Source organism: Streptomyces sp. HUAS MG91 (genome assembly GCF_040529335.1).
GTDB lineage: Bacteria > Actinomycetota > Actinomycetes > Streptomycetales > Streptomycetaceae > Streptomyces > Streptomyces tabacisoli.
Map to the genome: position 1 here is coordinate 1,540,837 of NZ_CP159534.1, position 20,533 is coordinate 1,561,369.

Genomic DNA, 20,533 nt, shown 5'->3' on the forward strand with positions numbered 1-20,533 from the left:
AGGGGCTTGAAATTGCCCCCGGAGGGGCTCAGAACAGGTACTAGTGGTCGTTCTGGGCCAGGCGGAGCAGGTGTTCCGCCAGTGCCTGGCCGCCCGCCGGGTCCCGGCTGATCAGGAGCAGCGTGTCGTCGCCCGCGATGGTGCCGAGGATGACGTGCAGCTCCGCCTGGTCGATGGCCGAAGCCAGGAACTGGGCGGCGCCCGGCGGCGTCCGCAGCACCACCAGGTTCGCCGACGCCTCGGCCGAGATGAGCAGTTCCCCGGCGAGGCGGCGCATCCGCTCCTCCTTCGCCGACTCGCCCAGCGGGGCCTGCGGGGTGCGGAAACCGCCCTCGCTGGGCACGGCGTAGATCAGCTCACCGTTGGTGTTGCGGATCTTGACCGCGCCCAGCTCGTCGAGGTCGCGGGAGAGCGTGGCCTGGGTGACGCTCAGCCCGTCGTCGGACAGCAGCTTCGCCAGCTGGCTCTGCGAGCGCACCGGCTGCCGGTTGAGGATGTCCACGATCCGGCGGTGGCGCGCGGTGCGCGTCTGCGGCACGGCGGGGCCGTGCGTGCCGTTGGCCCCGCGCTCGGCGCCGGACGTCGTCTCCACGGGGTCCGCTTGGCTGCTCATCGTCGTCGTCCCATCCTCAGGATCGTTCTTCCCCGTCGGCCGCTGCGGCGTCCAGGACCGAGGGCAGCGCCGCGAGGAACGCGTCCGCCTCGGCGTCGGTCAGGTTCAGCGGGGGCATCAGCCGGACGACGTCGGGTGCGGGCGCGTTCACCAGGAAGCCCGCGTCCTGGGCCGCCTGCTGCACCTGGGGTGCGCGCGGCCCGGTGAGCACGATACCCAGCAGGAGCCCGGCTCCCCTGACACGACCGACCAGCGGGTGTCCCAGCGATTCGATTCCGGCCGTCAGGCGCTCGCCGACCCGCTTGGTGTTGTCCAGCAGGCCGTCGGCGGCGACGGTGTCCAGCACCGCGAGTCCGGCGGCGCACACCACCGGGTTGCCGCCGAACGTCGTGCCGTGCTGCCCGGGGTTGAGCAGCTTCGCCGTCTCGCCGAACGCCACGGTCACACCGAGCGGCAGTCCGCCGCCGATGCCCTTGGCGAGGGTGACGACGTCCGGTTCGACGCCCTCCTCCGCCTGGTGTGCGAACCAGTGGCCGGTGCGGCCGATGCCGGTCTGCACCTCGTCGAGGACGAGCAGGGTGCCGGTGGCGCGGGTGATCTCGCGGGCCGCCTTCAGATAGCCGGCGGGCGGCACGACCACGCCGTTCTCACCCTGGATGGGCTCGATGATGACGAAGGCGGTGTCCTCGGTGACGGCGGCGCGGAGCGCGTCCACATCGCCGTACGGGACGTGCGTGACGTCGCCCGGGAGCGGGGTGAAGCCGTCCTGCTTGCCGGGCTGGCCGGTCAGGGCGAGGGAGCCCATCGTGCGGCCGTGGAAGCCGCCGGTGGTGGCGACCATGTGGCGCCGCCCGGTGAGCCGGCCGATCTTGAAGGCGGCCTCGTTGGCCTCGGCGCCCGAGTTGCAGAAGAAGACCGAGCCGTCGCGGCCGAACAGCTGGAGCAGCCGCTCGGCGAGGGCGACCGGCGGTTCGGCGATGAACAGGTTCGAGACGTGGCCGAGCGAGCCGAGCTGCCGGGTGACCGCCTCGACGATCGCCGGGTGGGCGTGGCCGAGGGCGTTGACCGCGATGCCGCCGACGAAGTCGGTGTACTCCTTGCCGTCGGCGTCCCACAGCGTGGCGCCGGCGCCCTTGACGAGGGGCAGCCGCGGGGTGCCGTAGTTGTTCATGAGCGCGCCCTGCCAGCGCGAGGTCAGCTCCGCGTTCGTGGTGTGGTCGCTCATGACGTGGTCTCCCCCTCCGCATCGGGCACGACCATCGTGCCGATGCCTTCGTCCGTGAAGATCTCCAGCAGGATCGAGTGCTGGACGCGGCCGTCGATGACGCGGGCGGTGTGCACGCCGTTGCGCACGGCGTGCAGGCAGCCCTCCATCTTCGGGACCATGCCGCTCGCCAGGTCGGGGAGCAGCTTCTCGAGTTCGGCGGCGGTGAGCCGGCTGATGACCTCGTCGCTGTGGGGCCAGTCCTCGTAGAGGCCCTCGACGTCGGTCAGCACCATCAGCGTCTCGGCGTCCAGCGCAGCAGCGAGTGCCGCAGCCGCCGTATCAGCATTGACGTTGTAGACATGGTGATCGTCCTGGGAGCGGGCGATCGAGGAGACGACCGGGATCCGGCCGTCGGCGAGCAGGGCCTCGATGGCGCCGGTGTCGATCTCGGTGATCTCGCCGACCCGGCCGATGTCGACCAGCTCGCCCTCGATGCGGGGCTGGTGCTTGGTGGCGGTGATGGTGTGGGCGTCCTCGCCGGTGATGCCGACGGCGAGCGGGCCGTGCTGGTTGAGCAGACCGACGAGTTCGCGCTGGACCTGCCCGGCGAGCACCATCCGTACGACGTCCATGGCGTCCTCGGTGGTGACGCGCAGGCCCGCCTTGAACTCGCTGACGATGCCGTGCCTGTCGAGCGCCTTGCTGATCTGCGGGCCGCCGCCGTGCACGACGACGGGCTTGAGCCCCGCGTGGTGCAGGAAGACGACGTCCTGGGCGAAGGCGGCCTTCAGCTCCTCGTCGACCATGGCGTTGCCGCCGAACTTGATGACGACGGTCTTGCCGTGGTGGCGGGTCAGCCAGGGCAGCGCCTCGATGAGGGTCTGTGCCTTGGGGAGCGCGGTGTGCTTGCGCGCGGTGGGCTGTGTCTCCTTCGTCCCGCTCATGAGGAGTACGCGCTGTTCTCGTGGACGTAGTCGGCGGTCAGGTCGTTCGTCCAGATCGTCGCCGTCTCGCTGCCGGCGGCGAGGTCGGCGGTGACGACGACCTCGCGGTAGCGCATGTCGACCTGGTCGCGGTCCTCGCCGACGCCGCCGTTCTTGCAGACCCAGACGCCGTTGATGGCGACGTTCAGCCGGTCGGGCTCGAAGGCGGCCCGTGTCGTGCCGATCGCGGACAGCACCCGGCCCCAGTTGGGGTCCTCGCCGTGGATGGCGCACTTGAGGAGGTTGTTGCGGGCGATGGAGCGGCCCACCTCGACGGCGTCGTCCTCGGTCGCGGCGTTGATCACCTCGACCTTGATGTCCTTGCTGGCGCCCTCGGCGTCGCCGATGAGCTGGCGGCCGAGGTCGTCGCAGACGGCGCGCACGGCCTCGGCGAACTCGGCGTACTCCGGGGCGACTTCGGACGCTCCGGAGGCGAGCAGCAGCACGGTATCGTTGGTGGACATGCAGCCGTCGGAGTCGACCCGGTCGAAGGTGAGGCGGGTGGCGTCGCGCAGCGCCTTGTCCAGGACGCCGCTGTCGAGGTCGGCGTCGGTGGTGAGGACGACGAGCATGGTGGCGAGGCCGGGGGCGAGCATGCCCGCGCCCTTCGCCATGCCGCCCACGGTCCAGCCGTCGCCCTGGTGCACCGCGGTCTTGTGCACGGTGTCGGTGGTCTTGATGGCGATGGCGGCCTTCTCGCCGCCGTGCTCCGAGAGCTGTCCGGCGGCGGTCTCGACGCCCGGGAGCAGCTTGTCCATGGGGAGCAGGACGCCGATGAGGCCGGTGGAGGCGACGGCGACCTCGCCCGCGTTCAGGTCGAGGACGTCAGCGACCTTCTCGGCGGTGGCGTGGGTGTCCTGGAAGCCCTTGGGTCCCGTACAGGCGTTGGCGCCACCGGAGTTGAGGACCACGGCGGAGACGAGCCCGCCCTTGAGGACCTGCTCGGACCACAGCACCGGGGCGGCCTTGACGCGGTTGGAGGTGAACACACCCGCGGCCGCCAGACGCGGGCCGCGGTTGACCACGAGGGCCAGGTCCGGGTTCCCGCTCTCCTTGATCCCGGCGGTGATGCCCGCCGCCTGGAATCCCTTGGCTGCCGTCACACTCACGGCGCGACTCCGATCGTCGAGAGCCCCGTGGTCTCGTCGAGACCCAGGGCGATGTTCATGGACTGGATGGCGCCGCCCGCGGTGCCCTTGGTCAGGTTGTCGATCGCGCTGATGACGATGACCCGGCCCGTGGCCTCGTCGTGGGCGACCTGGATCTGCACGGCGTTCGACCCGTACACGGCCGCCGTCTGCGGCCACTGCCCCTCGGGCAGCAGGTGCACGAACGGTTCGTCGGCGTACGCCTTCTCGTAGGCGGCGCGGACGGTCTCGGCGCTGACGCCCGGGACGGTCCTGGCGCTGCACGTGGCGAGGATGCCGCGCGGCATGGGCGCGAGGGTCGGCGTGAACGACACGGCGACCCGCTCACCGGCCGCCGCGCTGAGGTTCTGGATCATCTCGGGGGTGTGCCGGTGGCCGCCGCCGACGCCGTACGGCGACATGTTCCCCATGACCTCGCTGCCGAGGAGATGGGGCTTGGCAGCCTTGCCGGCGCCGGAGGTGCCGGACGCGGCGACGATCACGGCCTCGTGCTCGACGAGCCCCGCCGCGTACGCGGGGACGAGCGCGAGGGAGACGGCCGTCGGGTAGCAACCGGGCACCGCGATGCGCTTGGACCCCTCCAGCGCGGCGCGGCCACCCGGCAGTTCGGGAAGGCCGTAGGGCCAGGTGCCCGCGTGCGGGCTGCCGTAGAACGCCTCCCAGTCGGCGGCGTCCTTCAGCCGGAAGTCGGCGCCCATGTCGACCACGAGCACGTCCGGGCCGAGCTGCTCGGCGACGGCGGCGGACTGGCCGTGCGGCAGCGCCAGGAAGACGACGTCGTGGCCGGCGAGCACGTCGGCGGTGGTCTCCTGGAGCACGCGGTCGGCGAGCGGGAAGAGATGGGGCTGGAGGGCACCGAGGCGCTGTCCCGCGTTCGAGTTGCCCGTCAGGGCGCCGATCTCGACCTCGGGGTGGGCGAGGAGCAGGCGCAGCACTTCGCCGCCCGCGTATCCACTCGCCCCTGCCACTGCTGCGCGTACCGCCATGGAACCCTCCTCCTAGATGGCATGACTATACGTCGCGCTGCACGTTTATGCAATCGACCTTTGGAGGCGCCCCACCGGGCGCGCAGAGCACGGGTTCCGGACCTCCGGCCGGTCACTCCGCCGCGTCGGAGCCCTTGGGATGACTGGCCTGGAAGCGTGCCTTCTTCTGGCGGTTCCCGCAGGTGTTCATGTCGCACCACCTGCGGGTGCGGCTCCGGCTGGTGTCGAAGAAGGCGGCGCGGCAGGTCGGCGAGGCGCACAGGGCCAGCTTCCCGTCGCGCTCGCCGGCGACGACCGCGACCGCGTCGGCGGCGATCACACCGAGGGCGTCCTCCACGGGAGCGTCCGGGCCGAGCCGCCAGCGCCGCTTGCCGCCGTCGGTGAGGATCGCCGCGGCCCGGCCCCGGGCACTGTGGTCGTTGATGATCCGGACGGCCGGCGCGGGGAGGGCTTCCCCGGTCGCGGCCGCGGTCGCGACGGCGTGGATCGACTCCCGGAGTTCGCGGGCGAGGTCGAGCTGGTCCGCGGTGCAGGAGTCCACGACGAGGCCGCTCACCGCCAGCCAGTCGACGAGCCGCCGCGGTACGGGGATGCGCTCCACTGAATCGCCGAAACGCTCCGACAGGGTTCCCGTGAAGCTGGTCGCCAGGACGGGGCCGAGACGGAAGTCGGGGAAGGCGTCACGCATGGAACCAGCTTAGCCGGTTACGGCCGGGATCGGGGGTTGCGTGAACCAGCAATGCCGGTTCACGATAGGTCGTGTCCGGTTCCCCGACGGCCAGGAGATCCCATGCCTCGCCCCGCCAGTGACGTACAAGCCTTTGAAGCCCGTGCGAGCGACGCCGACCTGGAGGATCTGCGCGCCCGCCTGGCCGCGGCGCGGCTGCCGGAGGCCGAGACGGTCCTCGGTGCCGCACCCGGTCCGCGCCGCTGGGCGCAGGGGGTTCCGCTCGCCGACCTCGTCGAGGTCGTGGAGTACTGGCGCACCGGGTACGACTGGCGCGCGTTCGAGGCGCGGCTCGACCGGATCGGCCAGTTCCGCACGACCGTCGACGGCCTGGGGATCCACTTCCTGCACCGCCGGTCGGCGCGCGCGGACGCCACACCCCTGCTCCTGACGCACGGCTGGCCGGACAGCGTCGCCCGGTTCGCCGACGTGGTGGAGGAGCTGGCGGACCCGGAGGACGCCGGCGCACCGGCGTTCCACGTCGTGGTCCCTTCGCTGCCCGGTTTCGGTCACAGCGACAAGCCGGCCACCACCGGCTGGGGCACCGAGAGGATCGCGGCCGCGTGGGTGGAGCTGATGGGCCGCCTCGGCCACGACAGGTTCGCGGCCCACGGCGGCGACTGGGGCGGCAACATCACCACGGTGCTCGCCGGCCGGTTCCCCGAGCACGTGCTCGGCATCCACACCACGTTCGCGGAGGGCCCGCCCGGGCTGTCGACGGACGGGCTGACGGAGGCCGAGCGCCGGTGGGCCGGGGAGACCCGCGACTTCTGGCGGCACCGCGCGGCGTACGCGAAGCAGCAGGCGACGCGGCCGCAGACCATCGGCTACTCGCTCGTCGACTCACCGGTCGGGCTGCTCGCCTGGATCCTCGACAAGTTCGCCGAGTGGTCGGACACCGAGGACAGCCCGTTCGAGCGGATCTCCCGGGACAGGATCCTCGACGACGTCACCCTGTACTGGCTGACGCGGACCGGCGCCTCGGCGGCCCGCATCTACTACGAGAGCCACAACGCGCTCGACCCCGGCCTGCGGGTCGACGTCCCGGCGGCGCTCACCATGTATCCCCGCGACGTCGAGAAGTGCCCGCGCCCCTGGGCGGAGCAGCGGTACCGGCGGATCGTCCGGTGGAAGGAGCCCGAAGCGGGCGGACACTTCCCGTCGCTGGAGGTTCCGGAGTACTTCGTCGAGGACCTCAGGGAAGGCCTCGCGGCGGTGCTGGCCGCCCAAGGGTGACATCGGGTTGATAGGCAAGCGACGGGTTGCCTATGGTGGAGCGGTGGCCGATGACGTTTTCAAAGCCTTGGCCGACCCCACCCGCCGCACCATCCTCGACGAACTGACGCAGGCGTCCGGACAGACACTGTTCGAGATCTGTTCCCGGCTGAGCACGAGGCACGGGCTCGGCATGTCGCGGCAGGCGGTCTCGCAGCATCTCGCGGTGCTGGAGTCCGCGGGCCTCGTCGAGACCCGGCGGGAGGGCCGCTACAAGTTCCACGACCTGAACACGGCTCCGTTGCGGCAGATCACCGAACGATGGCTCGCGCACGACCCGTACGGCCCCGAGGAGAGCACCCCATGAAGATCCACATGACCAGCGTCTTCGTCGACGACCAGGCGAAGGCCGAGCACTTCTACACCGAGATCCTCGGCTTCCGGAAGAAGCACGACATCCCGCTGGGCGAGGGTGCCCGCTGGCTCACCGTCGTCTCCTCCGAGGAGCCCGGCGGCACCGAACTCCTCCTGGAGCCCGCCGGGCACCCGGCCGTCAAGCCGTATCGCGACGCGCTCGTCGGCGACGGCATCCCGCTGGCGCAGTTCGCCGTCGACGACGTGCGGGCGGAGTACGAGCGGCTGACGGCCCTCGGCGTCCGCTTCACCCAGGAGCCCGTGGAGATGGGCCCGGTGACCACCGCCGTCCTCGACGACACGTGCGGGAACCTGATCCAGCTCGCCACGGAGCCGAAGGAGACCGCGGCGGGCTAGGCCTCGCCCCGCAGTCCCCGTACGAGATCGCGCGGGAGGCCGTGCGTGTCGTGCAGGTACCGCAGGTCCTCCTCGGTGAGCGGGCCGCGGAAGCGCGGCCGGTCGAGCACCCTGCGGCCGGTGTCCAGGAGCCGGCGGAAGCGGCGCTCCTCGTCGATCAGGACGCCGCGCACCCGCTCGGTGCCGGTGTCCTGGCGGAAGTGGTCGAGGGTGTGCTCGACCAGCTCGGCGGGCAGATCGCCGAGGTGCCGGTCGCGGTCGTCGCGCCACAGGGTGGTGAGGACGCGGCGGACCAGCCGGCGCAGGACGTAGCCGCGGCCGGTGGCGGCCGGCCGGACACCGTCGCCGAGCACCACCAGGGCCGAGCGGAGGTGGTCGGTGACCAGCCGCGTCGACGTCTCGTCCAGGGGACCCCACAGACCGGGCAGCCGCTCCCGCCACGGGGTGAAGACATCGCAGTCGAAGACCGAGGTGTGGCCCTGCAACAGGGTGGCCAGCCGTTCCAGGCCGAGCCCGGTGTCGACGTTGTGCCGGGGCAGCGGCACGAGGGAGCCGTCGGGCAGGCCGCGGTACCGCATCATCACGTGGTTCCACACCTCCACCCAGCGCTCGTCCCCGGTGGGCGTCGAGCGGGGCGGGGTGTCGCCCGTCCACAGGAAGATCTCCGAGTCGGGGCCGCACGGCCCGGTCGGCCCTCCGGACCACCAGTTGTCGTCGACGGTCGGCTCGACCGGGACGCCGAGCCGCTGCCAGGTCTCCAGCGACTCGGTGTCGGGTCCGCTGCGTCCGTCGCCGCCGAACACCGTGGCGTGCAGCCGTCCCGGATCGATGCCGAAGCCCTCGGTGAGCAGCCCGTACCCCCATTCCAGGCTGCGCGGCAGGCCGTAGTCGCCGAGCGACCAGGTGCCGAGCATCTCGAAGACGGTCAGGTGGGTGAGGTCGCCCACCTCGTCCAGGTCCGTGGTGCGCAGACAGCGCTGGACGTTGACGAGACGGGTGCCGAGGGGGTGCGGGCGGCCCTCCAGATACGGAGTGAGGGGGTGCATGCCCGATGTCGTGAACAGGACCGGGTCGCCGGGCGGCGGCAGCAGCGTGGACCCGGTGATCCGGCGGTGGCCGCGCTCCTCGTAGTACTCGACGAAGGTACGCAGGACGGTCTCGGTGTCCATGGGGGCTCCTTGGGGGTGCGTGCGGCGGCGCCGGAGGACGGTGCGCGCGATCACCGGGAGCGGGACGGAGAGCCCTGGGAAGTCATCGGCGGACCGTGTCCGGTCGCCGAGGGAGAGAAGACGTCAGGCGGCGGCAACCGGCGAGCTGGTCGCTCGCGCGGTCGCGGTGGTGGTTCGGCCGGTGACGTTCATGCCGTCGACGGTAACGCGACGCGACGCCCGCACGCATCCGCTTTTCGGCGCAGCGCCCTGCTCGGCTTACGGTCGAGGCGGGGCCGCACCCCCGGCACCATCCCCGGCGCATCCACGGAGGCAGCACGTGACCGGACTTCCCGCCCGCGGCGAAGGGCCGCCGCGATGACGGACGTGCTGTGGCTGGGCGGGCCGCCCGGCGCCGGGAAGTCGACCGTCGCCGAGCGGCTGGCCCGCCGGTACGGACTGCGCCGCTATCACGCGGACACCCGCACCTGGGCGCACCGCGACCGGGCGCTCGCCGCGGGGGTCCCGGCCGCGGAGCGGTTCGAGCGGCTCTCCCCCGCGGACCGCTGGGCGGCGCCCGTCGACGAGCTGTACGCGATGGCGCTGCACCACGAGCGCGGCCCGATGGTCGCCGACGACGTACGGGCCCTGCCCCCGGCGCCGCTCACGATCGCCGAGGGCACGGTGATCACCCCGCGCCTGGTCGACGCGCTCCCCGGCCGGGCCGCGCTGTGGCTGCTGCCGACCCCCGAGCTCCTCGAAGAGCGGCTGGCCGAACGGGAGTTGGCCCCGGGCCCGCTGGCCCTCTACCGCCGCCTCGCCGAGGTCGTCGAGACCGAGGTACGCGCGTCGGGGGCGCCCTTCCTCAGGATCGACGGCGCCACGGACACCGTGCGGGCGGTCGAGGACCGGTGGGCCCGGCACCTGGCCGCGGGGCCGCACGCTGCCGGCCGGGAGGAGCGCCGGGCCCTGCTGCGCGAGGCGAACGAGGCGGTCGTCGCCCAGTACGACGGGTTCTTCGCCCGGCCCTGGGCACCGGACGGACGGGACACCGCCGAGGCCGACTTCTCGTGCGCGTGCGGGGACACCGCCTGCACGGACCGCGTCCGCCGCCGGATCGCGGCGGTCGACCCCGCCGAGCCGTCACACCGGGACACACAGGCAGGATGGGAAGCGGCGGCGGGCGCGCTGCGCGCGGAAACAGAGACAGGAGAAGGCACGTGACGGGTGAACTCCGGCCGGTGCCGGACGCGTTGGCGTTCCTCGCCGGGAGCTGGCAGGTGGAGCGGACGGTGCGGGATCTCGCCGACGACGTCACCGGCACGTTCACCGGCACGACGGACTTCACGGCGGACCGCGCGGCGCCGGAGGCGGGCGCGCTGCGGCACGTCGAGTCGGGCAGCTTCACGTGGCGGGGCACCGCGCGCCCCGCCGAGCGGACGCTGCTCTACGTGCCGGGAGAGGTACCCGGCACCGCGGTCGTGCGCTTCGCCGACGGCCGCTTCTTCCACGGCCTCGATCTGCGCACCGGCCACCACGTGGCGGACCACCCGTGTTCGGCGGACCTCTACCGGGGCGAGTTCACGGTGTACGACGCCGGGCGCTGGCGGACCGTGTGGCGGGTGAAGGGCCCGGCGAAGGACCTGGTCCTCACGACGGCCTACCGGCGCCGAGCCGCAGACTCCACCAGCCCGGCCGGCCGCTGACGGTGGCCGTCGACAGCGGCGGCACGTCGATGTTCCAGTACGTCGACGGGGGCGCCTTCAGCGCGTAGACGAGCACCGCGCGGACCACGGACGGCTCGGCGATCGCCACCATCCGGGTGCCGTCGTCGGCGGGCCGGGTGTCCAGCCAGGCGCCGACCCGGGCGATGAAGGCGAGCAGCGGCTCCCCGCCGTGCGGCGCGGCGCGCGGATCGGCCAGCCAGCGGTCGACGGCGGCCGGTTCGACGGCCGTCACCTCGGCGAGTGTGCGGCCCCGCCAGCGGCCCATGTCGCAGTCGCGCAGGGCGGGCTGGACCAGCGGGGTGAGCCCGAGCGCGTCGCCGGTGGCGCGGCTGCGCGGGGTCGGTGAGCAGTAGCGCAGCTCGGCGGCGGCCAGCGGCCCGAACCCGGGCGCCGCGCGCAGCACTTCGTACCAGCCCGCGTGGTCGAGCGGGCGGTCGTCGTCGAAGCGCTCGGTGAGCAGGGAGGAGCTGCGCGCGGCCGCGAGAAGTGTGACGCTCAGCTGCATGCCTGATCGTGTAACCGGCCGGTAGCACCGGTCAAGGGTTCACTCCGGGTTCACAGGCCGCGGGATCAGGAACGTACGGCCGGGTCGTAGTAGTGGACCATCCACTGGGCCGGCTCCGGCAGCGGCTGGAAGCCCGCCCGCTCGTACACGCCGTGCGCGTCGCTGGTGGCGAGCAGGACGCGGCGGACGCCGAGCGGCCGCAGGTGTTCGCGGACGGCCACGACGAGGGCCTTGCCGAGCCCCTTGCCGCGCACGGAGCGGTCCACGTACACGTCGCAGAGCCAGGCGAAGGTCGCCGAGTCCGTCACGACCCGGGCGTAGGCCACCTGCTCCCCCGACGCGGTGTCGTACGCGCCGAAGTTGAGGGAGCCCGCGATCGCGGCGTCCTGCGTCTCGCGCGGGCGGCCCTCGGCCCAGTACGCGTCGGTGGACAGCCAGTGGTGGACGCGGGCGGGGTCGATCCGCGCGGGGTCGACGGAGATCTCATAGCCGTCGGGAAGCTCGGCCGCGGGTACGGGGGTTGCTGACATGGGCGGGATCGTCGCACGTCACACCGGGGCGGGTCGATCCGGTTTCCGCTCGTCCCAGGCCGTCGCGAGCCGCCGCACCCCCTCGCTGATCTCCGCGGTGCTCGCCACGGCGACGAAGCCGAACCGGAGGTACGGGGCCGGTGGTTCGGCCGCGAAGTACGGGCGGCCCGGGGCGACCGCGACGCCCGCCCGCAGCGCGGCCGTGACCAGTTGCCGCTCGTCCGTGCCGTCGGGCAGCCGCGCCCACAGGTGGTAGCCGCCGGCCGGGATGTGCGGCAGCGCGAGCTCGGGCAGCCGCTCGGTGACGGCGGCGGCCATCAGATCGCGGCGGCGCCGCAACTCCGCCGCCACGGTGCGCAGATGGCGGGGCCAGGCGGGCGAGCCGACGAGTTCGAGGGTGGCCTCCTGGAGCGGCCGGGGCACGAAGAGGTGGTCGACGACCTGGATGGCGCGCAGCCGTTCCAGGACCGGGCCGCGCGCGGCGAGCGCGCCGATGCGCAGGCTCGGTGACGTGGCCTTGGTGAGGGAGGAGACGTGCACGACGACTCCGTCGGTGTCGTCGGCGGCCAGCGGCCTGGGCAGCGGTCCCGCGTCCTCGTGGGCGAGGCGGCGCACGAAGTCGTCCTCGACGACGAAGGCACCGGCCGCGCGGGCGATCCGCAGCACGTCGGGGCGGCGGTCCGGGGCGAGCACGGCGCCGGTCGGGTTCTGGAACAGCGGCTGGCAGACGAAGACCCGGGCGCCGGACGCCCTGAAGGCCTGTTCGAGGAGGTCGGGGCGGACGCCGTCGCGGTCGACCGGGACCGGGACCGGCCGCAGCCCGGCGGCCCGCGCGATCGCCAGCATGCCCGGGTACGTGGGCGACTCCACCAGGACCGGCGCCCCGGGCGGAGCGAGCGCGCGCAGGGCGGTGACCAGCGCCGACTGCCCGCCGGACGTGATCAGCACCTCGGCGTCGGTGACCGCTCCGCCGATGCCGCGCGCGAACCACTCCCGCAGTTCGGGCAGTCCGTCGACGGGCGGGCGGGCCCAGGCGCCGGGGCGGCGGCCCGCGCGGGCGAGCGCGGCGGACAGCGCGGCGCCGGGCTGGAGCACCTCGTGCAGATAGCCGCCGTTGAACTCGATCACCCCGGGCGGCGGCGCGGCCAGCGTGACCAGGACGCCGGACGCGTCGACGGTGCGCGGTACGCCCTCGGCGGCGCCCTCGGCGCTGAGCGCGACCTCCTGCCAGGACGTGTCCCCGGCCGGGGCCGCCGAGCGGGCCGCGGCCTTGAAGGCGCCCGCGCCGGGCCGGGTCACGACGAGCCCTTCGGCGGCGAGCTGGGCGAGGGCCCGCGAGACCGTCACGGGGCTGACCCTGAACCGCTCCACGAGCTCTCTGCTCGACGGCAGCTTCTCTTGTTCGGAGTAGCGGTTCAGCTCTTTCCGCAACTGTTTCGCCAATTCCTCGACACTGCTACCGTGTTGCATGAAAGCTGAGAATAGCGCTACTGACCAGATGGCGATAGCGGTCGGCGGCCCGCCCGCCCCCACGACCTCCGCGTCCCCCGCATCGCCCACGCCCTCCACGGGCCTTCCGGCCGCCGCCTCGGACAGGGTGCGGGGCACCCTCCTCGCGGCGCTCGGCGTCGTCACGTTCTCGCTCACCTTCCCGTCCACCGTGTGGGGCCTGGAGGGCTTCGGGCCGTGGTCGCTGGTGGGCGTGCGCAGCGTGCTCGCGGCGGTGATCGCGGGCACGGGCCTGCTCGTACTGCGGGTGCGGGTTCCCGAGCGGCGCCACTGGAGCGGGCTCGCCGTCGTCGGCGCCGGGGTCGTGCTCGGCTTCCCGCTGCTGACGACGCTCGCCCTGCGGACGGCGACGACCGCGCACTCCGCCGTGGTCGTCGGCCTGCTGCCGCTGACCACGGCCGCGTACTCGGCGCTGCGCACCGGGGCCAGGCCCTCGCGCACCTTCTGGATCGCGGCGTGCGCGGGCGCCGCCGCGGTGGTCGCGTTCACCGTGCAGCAGAGCGGCGGTGCGCTGACCCGCGCCGACGTCTACCTCTTCGGCGCCCTGCTGATCTGCGCCGCCGGATACACCGAGGGCGGCCGGCTCGCCGGGTTCATGCCGGGCTGGCAGGTCATCGCCTGGGCGCTGGTGCTGTGCCTGCCGGTCACCGCGACCGGGGCGGGCGTCGCCCTGTCGGCCGAGCCGGTGCGCCTGTCCGCGCACGCCGTCGTCGGCCTCGTCTGGGTGGCGGCCGTCTCGACCTTCCTCGGCCTGCTCCTGTGGTACCGGGGCATGAGCCTCATCGGCATCCCCAAAGCCAGTCAACTCCAGCTCGCACAGCCCCTGTTGACGCTCGTCTGGTCCGTGCTGCTGCTCGGCGAGACCCTGCCGGTGGCGGCGCCGGTCACCGCCGCGGCGGTCCTGGTGTGCATCGCCGTCACCCAGCGGGCGCGCGGCTAGTACCGCTCCCGAAGGCACAAAAGGGTCCAACTCGCCTACCGGGCCGTAGACTTGGCCCCACCACAGGCAGCGCGAGGGGGCACTCCTGATGTACGCATCCGTTGGCGACCAGCTCCTGGTGCACGGCCGGATCGTCGGGCAGCACGACCGGATCGCCCAGATCGTCGAAGTGCTCGGGGCGAACGGGTCGCCGCCCTTCCGGGTCCGCTTCGAGGACGGCCACGAGGCCATCATGTCGCCGGGCCCGGACGCGGTCGTCCGGCCCGTGCTCAGGAATCCGGAGTGACCCGGCGCGTGTAGTGGTCGGCGACGACCCGGGCCATCGCCCCGATCCGGTCCTCCCCGACCTCCTTGGCGGAGAAGTAGATGTGGCCGCGCACCTCGCGGCGGCTGTCCGCGAACGTGAGGTGCCGGGACAGCTCCGCCGGATCCTGCCAGGCGGTGCCCTGCGCGGGATCGCCCGCCTTGTAGAGCGCCTCACCGATGTACAGCCGCACCCCGGTCCCCCGGACCACGTCGGCCCACCAGGGCACGAGCTTGGCGTAGTCGGCCGCCGCGAAGCCGATGTTCCAGTACACCTGAGGTGCGATGTAGTCGATCCACCCCTCGCGGACCCACTTGCGGGTGTCGGCGTGCAGGTCGTCGTAGGTCTGCACGCCCGCCGCGCTGTCCGAGCCCCGCGGGTCCGTCGCCCGGTTGCGCCACACGGCGAACGGGCTGATCCCGAACCGCACCCCGGGCCGCGCCTTCTCGATGCGCTGGGCCATCTCCCGTACGAGCCGGTCGATGTTGTCGCGCCGCCAGGCCGCCTTGTCGGTGAACCCGCCGCCGTGCGCGGCGAACGTGGCGTCGTCGTCGAAGGTCTGGCCGGGCACGGGATAGGGGTAGAAGTAGTCGTCGAAGTGCACGGCGTCGACCGCGTACTTCTTGACCGCGTCGACCATCGCGTCCTGCACGAACCGGCGGACCTCGGGCAGTCCCGGGTTGTAGTACAGCTTCCCGCCGTACGGCACGATCCACTCCGGGTGGCGCCGGGCCGGATGCGTGGGCACGAGCCGACCGGGGTCCGTGTGGTTCGCCACGCGGTACGGGTTGAACCAGGCGTGCAGTTCGAGACCGCGCCGGTGCGCCTCCGCCACGGCCGTGCCCAGCGGGTCCCAGCCCGGATCCTTGCCCTGGACCCCGGTGAGCACCTCCGACCACGGTTCGTACGGGGACGGCCACAGCGCGTCGGCCGCCGGGCGCACCTGGAAGACCACCGCGTTCAGCCGGCGGGCGACGGCCGTGTCGAGGTGGGCGAGGAGTTCGGCCCGCTGTTCGGCGGGGGTGAGGCCGGGCTTCGAGGGCCAGTCCCGGTTCGCGACGCTGGCCAGCCACATCCCCCGCAGTGCGGGCCCGCGGCGCGGCACGGGCTCACCGGCCACCGCGTCCCCGGCCGTCACCCCCGCCAGCGCGAGCGCGGCACCCAGCGTGAAGACTCGGCGTGACATACGTCCCATGGATCCCCCCGAATTCCCGTGCAACTGTGAGTCCCTATATAAACAGCCGTTAACCCGGACTCCACCCCTCCCATGTCTACGGGGTAACGTGCAGATCCGGAACCCCCTGGAAACGTATCTGGATCTCTGTTCCGGCAACCCCGGACGAACCTGACGAACATCGAAAGGCACGAGGTGACGGACGCCTTGACTGACATCACACGCGTCGGAGTGGTGGGCTGTGGCCAGATGGGCGCCGGCATCGCTGAGGTCTGCGCCCGCAGCGGCCTCGACGTGATGGTCGCGGAGACCACCGGCGAGGCCCTGGAGATCGGCCGCACCCGGCTCCTCAACTCCCTCGCGAAGGCGGCCGCCCGCGGCAAGATCAGCGAGACCGAGCTGGCGGAGACCCAGGCCCGGCTGACCTTCACCACGGATCTGGGCGAGTTCGCCGACCGCGACCTCACCATCGAGGCCGTCGTGGAGAACGAGCAGGTCAAGACGGAGATCTTCCAGGTCCTCGACCAGGTCGTGACGCGTCCCGACGCGATCCTCGCCTCGAACACCTCCTCCATCCCGTTGGTGAAGCTGGCCGTGGCGACCTCCCGCCCGGACCACGTCATCGGCATCCACTTCTTCAACCCGGCCCCGGTGCAGAAGCTCGTCGAGCTGATCCCGGCCCTGACCACGTCCGAGGGCACGATCAGCCGCGCCCAGGCGCTGGTCGAGAAGACCCTCGGCAAGCACGCGATCCGCGCCCAGGACCGCTCGGGCTTCGTGGTGAACGCCCTTCTCGTGCCGTACCTCCTCTCCTCCATCCGCATGTTCGAGTCGGGCATCGCCAGCCGCGAGGACATCGACAACGGCATGGAGCTGGGCTGCGCCCACCCGATGGGCCCGCTCAAGCTGTCCGACCTGATCGGCCTCGACACGATCGCCTCCATCGCCGACTCGATGTACGCCGAGTACAAGGAGCCGCTGTACGCCGCTCCCCCGCTGCTCCAGCGGATGGTCGACGCGGGCCGGCTCGGCCGGAAGTCCGGATCGGGCTTCTACACGTACGTGTAGCCCCTGTCGGGGAGTCACTCAGCGTATTCGAACAGCGGGCCCGGTGTTCTTCGGAACACCGGGCCCGTTCGTTTCGCACGGGGTGCGTGCGCCCTGCTCGCATATGCCCATCGCACACGCTCCCGCCGCGTCCACCAGGCGAGTTGACTTCTGTTGCGCACAACAGGGATGTGACGACTACAGAAAGGAGCGGACTCGTGACCACCGACCCGGAACATCCCGTGGTCTCGGAAGAATTCGCAGAGTTACGCCGCGTCTTCGAGGTCGGGCTGACCCGCATCGACGGTGAACTGGCCCTGCTGGCCCACCGCGACGACCAGAACGTCAAGGATCAGGACGACCTCAACGCGCGGATCACCGCGTTGGAACACACACGCTGGCCCCTGCCCACGGTCGCCGCGCTGACGACGGTCGGAGCCCTCGCCATCGCGGTGTGGCAGGCGCTCGGGCACTAGGGCCTGCCACGGCGGGAAGAGCTCAGCCGAGCCTGAGTTGGTGGAGCAGCAACAAGGCGGCCGCCATATTGGCGGCCGGGACCTCACCTCGGGCGAGCATGTCGGGGACGAGTTTGAGCGGGACCCATTCCCTGCGGTCCGACTCGAAGTCGTCCTGGGGGTGGCCGATGTACGTTGCCTCGTCGGTCCAGTAGATGTGGTGCCGGGCGTCCGTCAGACCGTTGCACGGTTCGACGCTCATCAGGTGCCGCAGCGGTCCCGGCCGCCAGCCGGTCTCCTCCTCCAGTTCCCGGGCGGCCGCGTACGCGATGTCCTCGCCGTCCTCGACGACTCCTGCCGCGAGTTCCCAGCCCCAGCTGTCGGTGATGAAGCGGTGCCGCCACAGCAGGAGCACCTCGTCCGCGTCGTTGACCACCGTCGCGACGGCCACCGGGCGCAGCCGGATCAGGAAGTGGTCGAGGTGTCGGCCGTCGGGGAGTTCGACGTCCGCCAGGTTGACGCTGAACCACCGGTTTTCATACACAGTTTGTTCGTTCTGTTTCGTCCACTGCACGGTTCTGCCACCTTCCGTCGAGTTGATGGCAATATCGCAGCAGTGGCGTGGTCGAGCGCCCCGCGAAAGGGCTCAGAGCGGTACGCGCAGCGCCCCGTCGATGAGTTCGGCGGCCTCCGCCGTGCCGGCGCAGCCGCTGCGCACCAGGTGCTCGCGCACCGCCCGGAGCCTGTCGCGCAACCGCTGGGACTCCATCCCCCGGGCGGCCTCGGCCATCCGCACGGCCGTCTCGGCGGCCTGTTCCGTGTTCCCCTGTCTGAGCTGGATCTGGCTGAGGACGGCGAGCCGGTGGACCCGGCCGCGGTCGTGCGCGGGCGTGTGCACGGCCTCGGTGGCGTGCTCCTTCGCACCGGCGTAGTCGCCGAGGCTCAACAGGGCTTCCGCCACCTGTACGTTGACGAATCCCGGCTGGACGTATCCCGTTTCGTCCGGTTCGTGGCCACGCCGGATCCGGTCGGCGGCGGACTCGGCACGCCGGATGCATTCCAGGGCGCTGGTGCCGTCACCGAGGTGGGCGTACGCCTTGGCCTGCATCGCGTACAGATCGGACGCCAGGGCGGGGGTGATGTGCCGGCCCGCCGCCCGCAGCGCGGCCTCCGCGAAGGCGACCGCCTGCCGGTACTCGCGCATGTGCAGCGACTGATTGACGAGCAGCGCTATGACGTAGGCACCGAGCCCGCGGTCCCCGCTGGCCTTGGCGAGCCGCAGCGCCTGGTGGAAGTAGCGCTGGGCGAGTCCGTGCGCGTCGGAGTCGTAGGCGCAGATGCCCGCGATGGCGACCAGACCGCCGGTGGCCCGGTGCAGATCGCGTCCCGTCTCGTCCGTGTAGCCGCCGCGCAGCAGCGGGGCGGCCTCGGTGTTGAGGAAGCCGACGATGCGGATCCGGGTCGCGATGCCGCCCGCCTTGCGGTACATGTGCTCGTAGTGCGTCCGGGCCGAACGCATCAGCTCCAGGTCGGCGGGGCTCACCTGGTGGCGGCCGCCGCGCGAGACGTCGGTGTCCTCCGGCGGGTTCTCCCACTCCCACACCGGCATCACGGCCGGGGTGCCGGTGACCGCCGGCGCGTCCAGGATGTGCCGGCGCTGCTGCTGGTCCGAGCGCCACAGCGCGGTGGCCCGCTCCACGAACCCGGACAGGGTGCCGCTGTGCGGGACGGCCGGCTCGCCGGGGATGCCGAGGCCGATGTCGTCGAGGGTGACGTGCCGCTGGAGGCGGGCGGCCAGCACCTCGCAGATCAGGTCGGGCACCTGGCCGCGCGGGCGCTGCCCCTTCAACCACCGCGCCACGGCGGTGTGTTCGTATCTCAGGGCGAGCCCACGGGCCTTCCCCGCGTGGTTCACATGGGCGGCGAGGCCCGCGTGGGAGACCCCGGCCTCGTCGAGGATCGCGTCGAGCAGGGTGTTGGGCTGCATGGATGCCCTCCGTTGGCTCGGTACGGCCAGCGTAGTGGAGTGCGCTTCACACGGGGTGCGATCGGAATGCCCAACTCCGCCACCAAAGCACTCTGTTGTGGCCGGTTTCCCCCCGGTTGACTGAACTGCCTCACCAAGAGGCGGGTGCGGGCCGCCGGCTCCCCCTCGTACAGCGCGGCGGCCCGTATCCGCGCCGTCCGCCCGCCCGTCTGCCCGACACTCCACGGCGGGCGGACGGCACGCCCCCGGAGAGGCGGTGGTGTCAGGGAACCGTGTGCACGGTGCGCCCCAGGGGGTCCCCGTGCTGGACGGGAACGCGCCTGCGGTCGTTGCGCAGCACCAGCATCGCCGCGTCGTCGCTGGGCGGCCCTCCGATGTGCCGCAGCAGCCGGGCGTACACGGCCTGCACCACGGCGGTCGGTACGACGGTCCGGTGCCCCACGACCTCGGAGAGCGCGTCCTGGAACGGAAAGAACCGGCCGCGCGCGTCGCGGCCGTCCTCGATGCCGTCGGTGTGCAGCAGTAAGCCCTCCCCCGGCAGGATCCGCCCGCACCGCACCGGTGCCAGCTCGGGCGGCAGCGGGAACGGTCCGAGGGGCGGCATCGGATCGCCGCCGATCAGCTGCTCGGCGCGGCGCGCGGCGCCCGGACGCAGCAGATACGGCCACGGGTGACCGCAGTTGAGCGCGTGCACGGCGCCGTCCTGCCGGATCTCCAGGAGCAGGACGGTCACGAACTCCTCGGCGAGCGGGTTCTCGGGCTCGGCGCCCCCGGCGGCGGGGTGTTCGTCGCGCGAGCGCTGGCGCAGATGGCGGGCGTGGGCGCGCTCCAGCCTCCGTAACACGCCGCCGAGCTCGCTCTCGTCGTGGGCGGCCTCGCGGAAGCTGCCGAGGACGGCGCCGACGGTGGCGAGCGCGGCCAGGCCGTGTCCGCGGACGTCGCCCATGACGATCCGTACGCCGTGATCGGTGGCCACGACGTCGTACAGGTCGCCGCCGATGCTGGCCCCCCGGTCGGCGGAGAGCTGGCCCGCGGCGAGCGCGAGTCCGTCGATCCGCGACGGCAGCGGCCGCAGCAGCACGGACTGGGCGGCACCGGCGACCGCCCGCATCTCCCGCAACTCCCTCAGCAGGCCGTGGCGGGCGTGGACTATCAGCCCGGTGCCCACGGCGAAGAAGACGGCGCTGCTCACGATCCGCGCGCCCAGACCGGTCTGCTGGGCGAGCGGGCAGGCGAACTTGTACGAGATGGCGACGGCACCCCACACGGAGGGCAGCCCCAGCATGAGGACACGCCGGAGCCGTCGGGGGTGGGCGTGGACGGCCCGCGCGAGCCGTCTGCGGAGGGTGGTGGGGAAGACTCGGGTGGGCGCCCTGGTCTCGGAACGAATCATGCCGACGGCCCCCTAGGCCCTGTTCAGCGGGCTCACCGGTCGGCCCGGCGGCCGCACTGATTGTTGCGACCTGCCGCGGCGCCCGGGTGGGATCATCGCGATTCCTCACCCGAACGAGTGAGGGGCCCACCCGGTGTCCCGGGTGGGCCCCTCACGGGCGTGCT

The 20,533-nt window shown here is 72.5% G+C and carries 23 protein-coding genes; 9 read left to right on the top strand and 14 right to left on the bottom strand.

All coding sequences use genetic code 11. The features are described 5' to 3' along the window. Positions 1 to 40: 40 nt before the first annotated feature. The 6 genes from ABII15_RS07175 to ABII15_RS07200 all read right to left on the bottom strand — a co-directional run bounded on the left by ABII15_RS07175 (position 41) and on the right by ABII15_RS07200 (position 5,625). Entirely contained in the window at positions 41 to 613 is a 573-nt protein-coding gene (locus tag ABII15_RS07175) for an arginine repressor (protein ID WP_353941422.1), read from the bottom strand. A 16-nt stretch (positions 614 to 629) separates the two neighbouring features. Next, positions 630 to 1,838: an acetylornithine transaminase gene (locus ABII15_RS07180; RefSeq protein WP_353941423.1), complete on the bottom strand. Its 1,209-nt coding sequence runs from the start codon at positions 1,836 to 1,838 to the stop codon at positions 630 to 632. Next, positions 1,835 to 2,764, bottom strand: coding sequence for an acetylglutamate kinase (gene argB, locus ABII15_RS07185; protein WP_353941424.1), 930 nt, complete (start codon positions 2,762 to 2,764; stop codon positions 1,835 to 1,837). Before argB ends, ABII15_RS07180 begins: the two co-directional genes overlap by 4 nt. Next, entirely contained in the window at positions 2,761 to 3,912 is a 1,152-nt protein-coding gene (gene argJ, locus ABII15_RS07190) for a bifunctional glutamate N-acetyltransferase/amino-acid acetyltransferase ArgJ (protein ID WP_353941425.1), read from the bottom strand. The genes argB and argJ overlap by 4 nt, the downstream gene beginning before the upstream one ends. Further along, positions 3,909 to 4,937 (bottom strand): N-acetyl-gamma-glutamyl-phosphate reductase, encoded by a 1,029-nt coding sequence (gene argC / locus ABII15_RS07195; RefSeq protein ID WP_353941426.1) that lies wholly within the window; start codon positions 4,935 to 4,937, stop codon positions 3,909 to 3,911. The genes argJ and argC overlap by 4 nt, the downstream gene beginning before the upstream one ends. 112 nt (positions 4,938 to 5,049) lie before the next feature. Continuing rightward, positions 5,050 to 5,625 carry a CGNR zinc finger domain-containing protein gene (locus ABII15_RS07200; protein ID WP_353941427.1) on the bottom strand — a complete coding sequence of 192 codons (576 nt, stop codon included), beginning with the start codon at positions 5,623 to 5,625 and terminating at the stop codon, positions 5,050 to 5,052. A gap of 102 nt (positions 5,626 to 5,727) precedes the next feature. Here ABII15_RS07200 and ABII15_RS07205 point away from each other — a divergent pair, with 102 nt between their 5' ends. Genes ABII15_RS07205 through ABII15_RS07215 form a run of 3 tightly spaced genes read left to right on the top strand, consistent with a single transcriptional unit; the run spans position 5,728 to position 7,650 of the window. After that, positions 5,728 to 6,900, top strand: a complete 1,173-nt coding sequence (locus tag ABII15_RS07205; RefSeq protein ID WP_353941428.1) for an epoxide hydrolase — start codon at positions 5,728 to 5,730, stop codon at positions 6,898 to 6,900. Positions 6,901 to 6,943: 43 nt separating this feature from the next. After that, positions 6,944 to 7,246: a metalloregulator ArsR/SmtB family transcription factor gene (locus ABII15_RS07210; RefSeq protein WP_353941429.1), complete on the top strand. Its 303-nt coding sequence runs from the start codon at positions 6,944 to 6,946 to the stop codon at positions 7,244 to 7,246. Beyond that, positions 7,243 to 7,650, top strand: a complete 408-nt coding sequence (locus ABII15_RS07215) for a VOC family protein (RefSeq protein ID WP_353941430.1) — start codon at positions 7,243 to 7,245, stop codon at positions 7,648 to 7,650. Before ABII15_RS07210 ends, ABII15_RS07215 begins: the two co-directional genes overlap by 4 nt. Here the strand turns inward: ABII15_RS07215 and ABII15_RS07220 are convergent. Beyond that, complete coding sequence (locus ABII15_RS07220; protein WP_353941431.1) at positions 7,647 to 8,819, bottom strand: alanine--tRNA ligase-related protein; 1,173 nt, start codon at positions 8,817 to 8,819, stop codon at positions 7,647 to 7,649. The two genes, ABII15_RS07215 and ABII15_RS07220, sit on opposite strands and share 4 nt — an antisense overlap. 357 nt (positions 8,820 to 9,176) lie before the next feature. On the opposite strand from ABII15_RS07220, the gene ABII15_RS07225 reads away from it, so the two are divergent. Then, positions 9,177 to 10,022 (top strand): hypothetical protein, encoded by an 846-nt coding sequence (locus ABII15_RS07225; protein ID WP_353941432.1) that lies wholly within the window; start codon positions 9,177 to 9,179, stop codon positions 10,020 to 10,022. Further along, positions 10,019 to 10,504 carry a DUF6314 family protein gene (locus tag ABII15_RS07230; protein ID WP_353941433.1) on the top strand — a complete coding sequence of 162 codons (486 nt, stop codon included), beginning with the start codon at positions 10,019 to 10,021 and terminating at the stop codon, positions 10,502 to 10,504. Before ABII15_RS07225 ends, ABII15_RS07230 begins: the two co-directional genes overlap by 4 nt. Here ABII15_RS07230 and ABII15_RS07235 read toward each other — a convergent pair. From ABII15_RS07235 to ABII15_RS07245, 3 genes are all read right to left on the bottom strand, one after another. Next, positions 10,449 to 11,030: a histidine phosphatase family protein gene (locus ABII15_RS07235; RefSeq protein WP_353941434.1), complete on the bottom strand. Its 582-nt coding sequence runs from the start codon at positions 11,028 to 11,030 to the stop codon at positions 10,449 to 10,451. The genes ABII15_RS07230 and ABII15_RS07235 overlap by 56 nt on opposite strands. 65 nt (positions 11,031 to 11,095) lie before the next feature. After that, positions 11,096 to 11,560, bottom strand: a complete 465-nt coding sequence (locus ABII15_RS07240; protein ID WP_353941435.1) for a GNAT family N-acetyltransferase — start codon at positions 11,558 to 11,560, stop codon at positions 11,096 to 11,098. Positions 11,561 to 11,578: 18 nt separating this feature from the next. Then, positions 11,579 to 13,030, bottom strand: a complete 1,452-nt coding sequence (locus tag ABII15_RS07245) for a PLP-dependent aminotransferase family protein (protein WP_353941436.1) — start codon at positions 13,028 to 13,030, stop codon at positions 11,579 to 11,581. On the opposite strand from ABII15_RS07245, the gene ABII15_RS07250 reads away from it, so the two are divergent. Next, positions 13,029 to 14,009, top strand: a complete 981-nt coding sequence (locus ABII15_RS07250; protein WP_353941437.1) for a DMT family transporter — start codon at positions 13,029 to 13,031, stop codon at positions 14,007 to 14,009. The two genes, ABII15_RS07245 and ABII15_RS07250, sit on opposite strands and share 2 nt — an antisense overlap. Before the next feature lie 88 nt (positions 14,010 to 14,097). Further along, complete coding sequence (locus tag ABII15_RS07255) at positions 14,098 to 14,295, top strand: DUF1918 domain-containing protein (protein WP_353941438.1); 198 nt, start codon at positions 14,098 to 14,100, stop codon at positions 14,293 to 14,295. Here the strand turns inward: ABII15_RS07255 and ABII15_RS07260 are convergent. Next, entirely contained in the window at positions 14,279 to 15,508 is a 1,230-nt protein-coding gene (locus tag ABII15_RS07260) for a family 10 glycosylhydrolase (RefSeq protein WP_353941439.1), read from the bottom strand. The genes ABII15_RS07255 and ABII15_RS07260 overlap by 17 nt on opposite strands. Positions 15,509 to 15,694: 186 nt before the next feature. Here ABII15_RS07260 and ABII15_RS07265 point away from each other — a divergent pair, with 186 nt between their 5' ends. Then, positions 15,695 to 16,555, top strand: a complete 861-nt coding sequence (locus ABII15_RS07265; protein WP_353941440.1) for a 3-hydroxybutyryl-CoA dehydrogenase — start codon at positions 15,695 to 15,697, stop codon at positions 16,553 to 16,555. A 197-nt stretch (positions 16,556 to 16,752) separates the two neighbouring features. Beyond that, positions 16,753 to 17,010, top strand: coding sequence for a hypothetical protein (locus ABII15_RS07270; RefSeq protein ID WP_353941441.1), 258 nt, complete (start codon positions 16,753 to 16,755; stop codon positions 17,008 to 17,010). Between the two features lie 22 nt (positions 17,011 to 17,032). On the opposite strand, the gene ABII15_RS07275 is transcribed toward ABII15_RS07270, so the two are convergent. The 3 genes from ABII15_RS07275 to ABII15_RS07285 all read right to left on the bottom strand — a co-directional run bounded on the left by ABII15_RS07275 (position 17,033) and on the right by ABII15_RS07285 (position 20,261). Next, the gene (locus ABII15_RS07275; protein WP_353941442.1) at positions 17,033 to 17,563 is read right to left on the bottom strand and encodes an NUDIX hydrolase; all 531 of its coding nucleotides are present in this window, start codon (positions 17,561 to 17,563) and stop codon (positions 17,033 to 17,035) included. Between the two features lie 72 nt (positions 17,564 to 17,635). Beyond that, positions 17,636 to 18,976: a transcriptional regulator gene (locus ABII15_RS07280; protein ID WP_353941443.1), complete on the bottom strand. Its 1,341-nt coding sequence runs from the start codon at positions 18,974 to 18,976 to the stop codon at positions 17,636 to 17,638. 262 nt (positions 18,977 to 19,238) lie between these two features. Then, on the bottom strand, positions 19,239 to 20,261 hold the full coding sequence (locus tag ABII15_RS07285) for a PP2C family protein-serine/threonine phosphatase (RefSeq protein WP_353946984.1): 1,023 nt from the start codon (positions 20,259 to 20,261) through the stop codon (positions 19,239 to 19,241). Positions 20,262 to 20,533 lie beyond the last annotated feature (272 nt).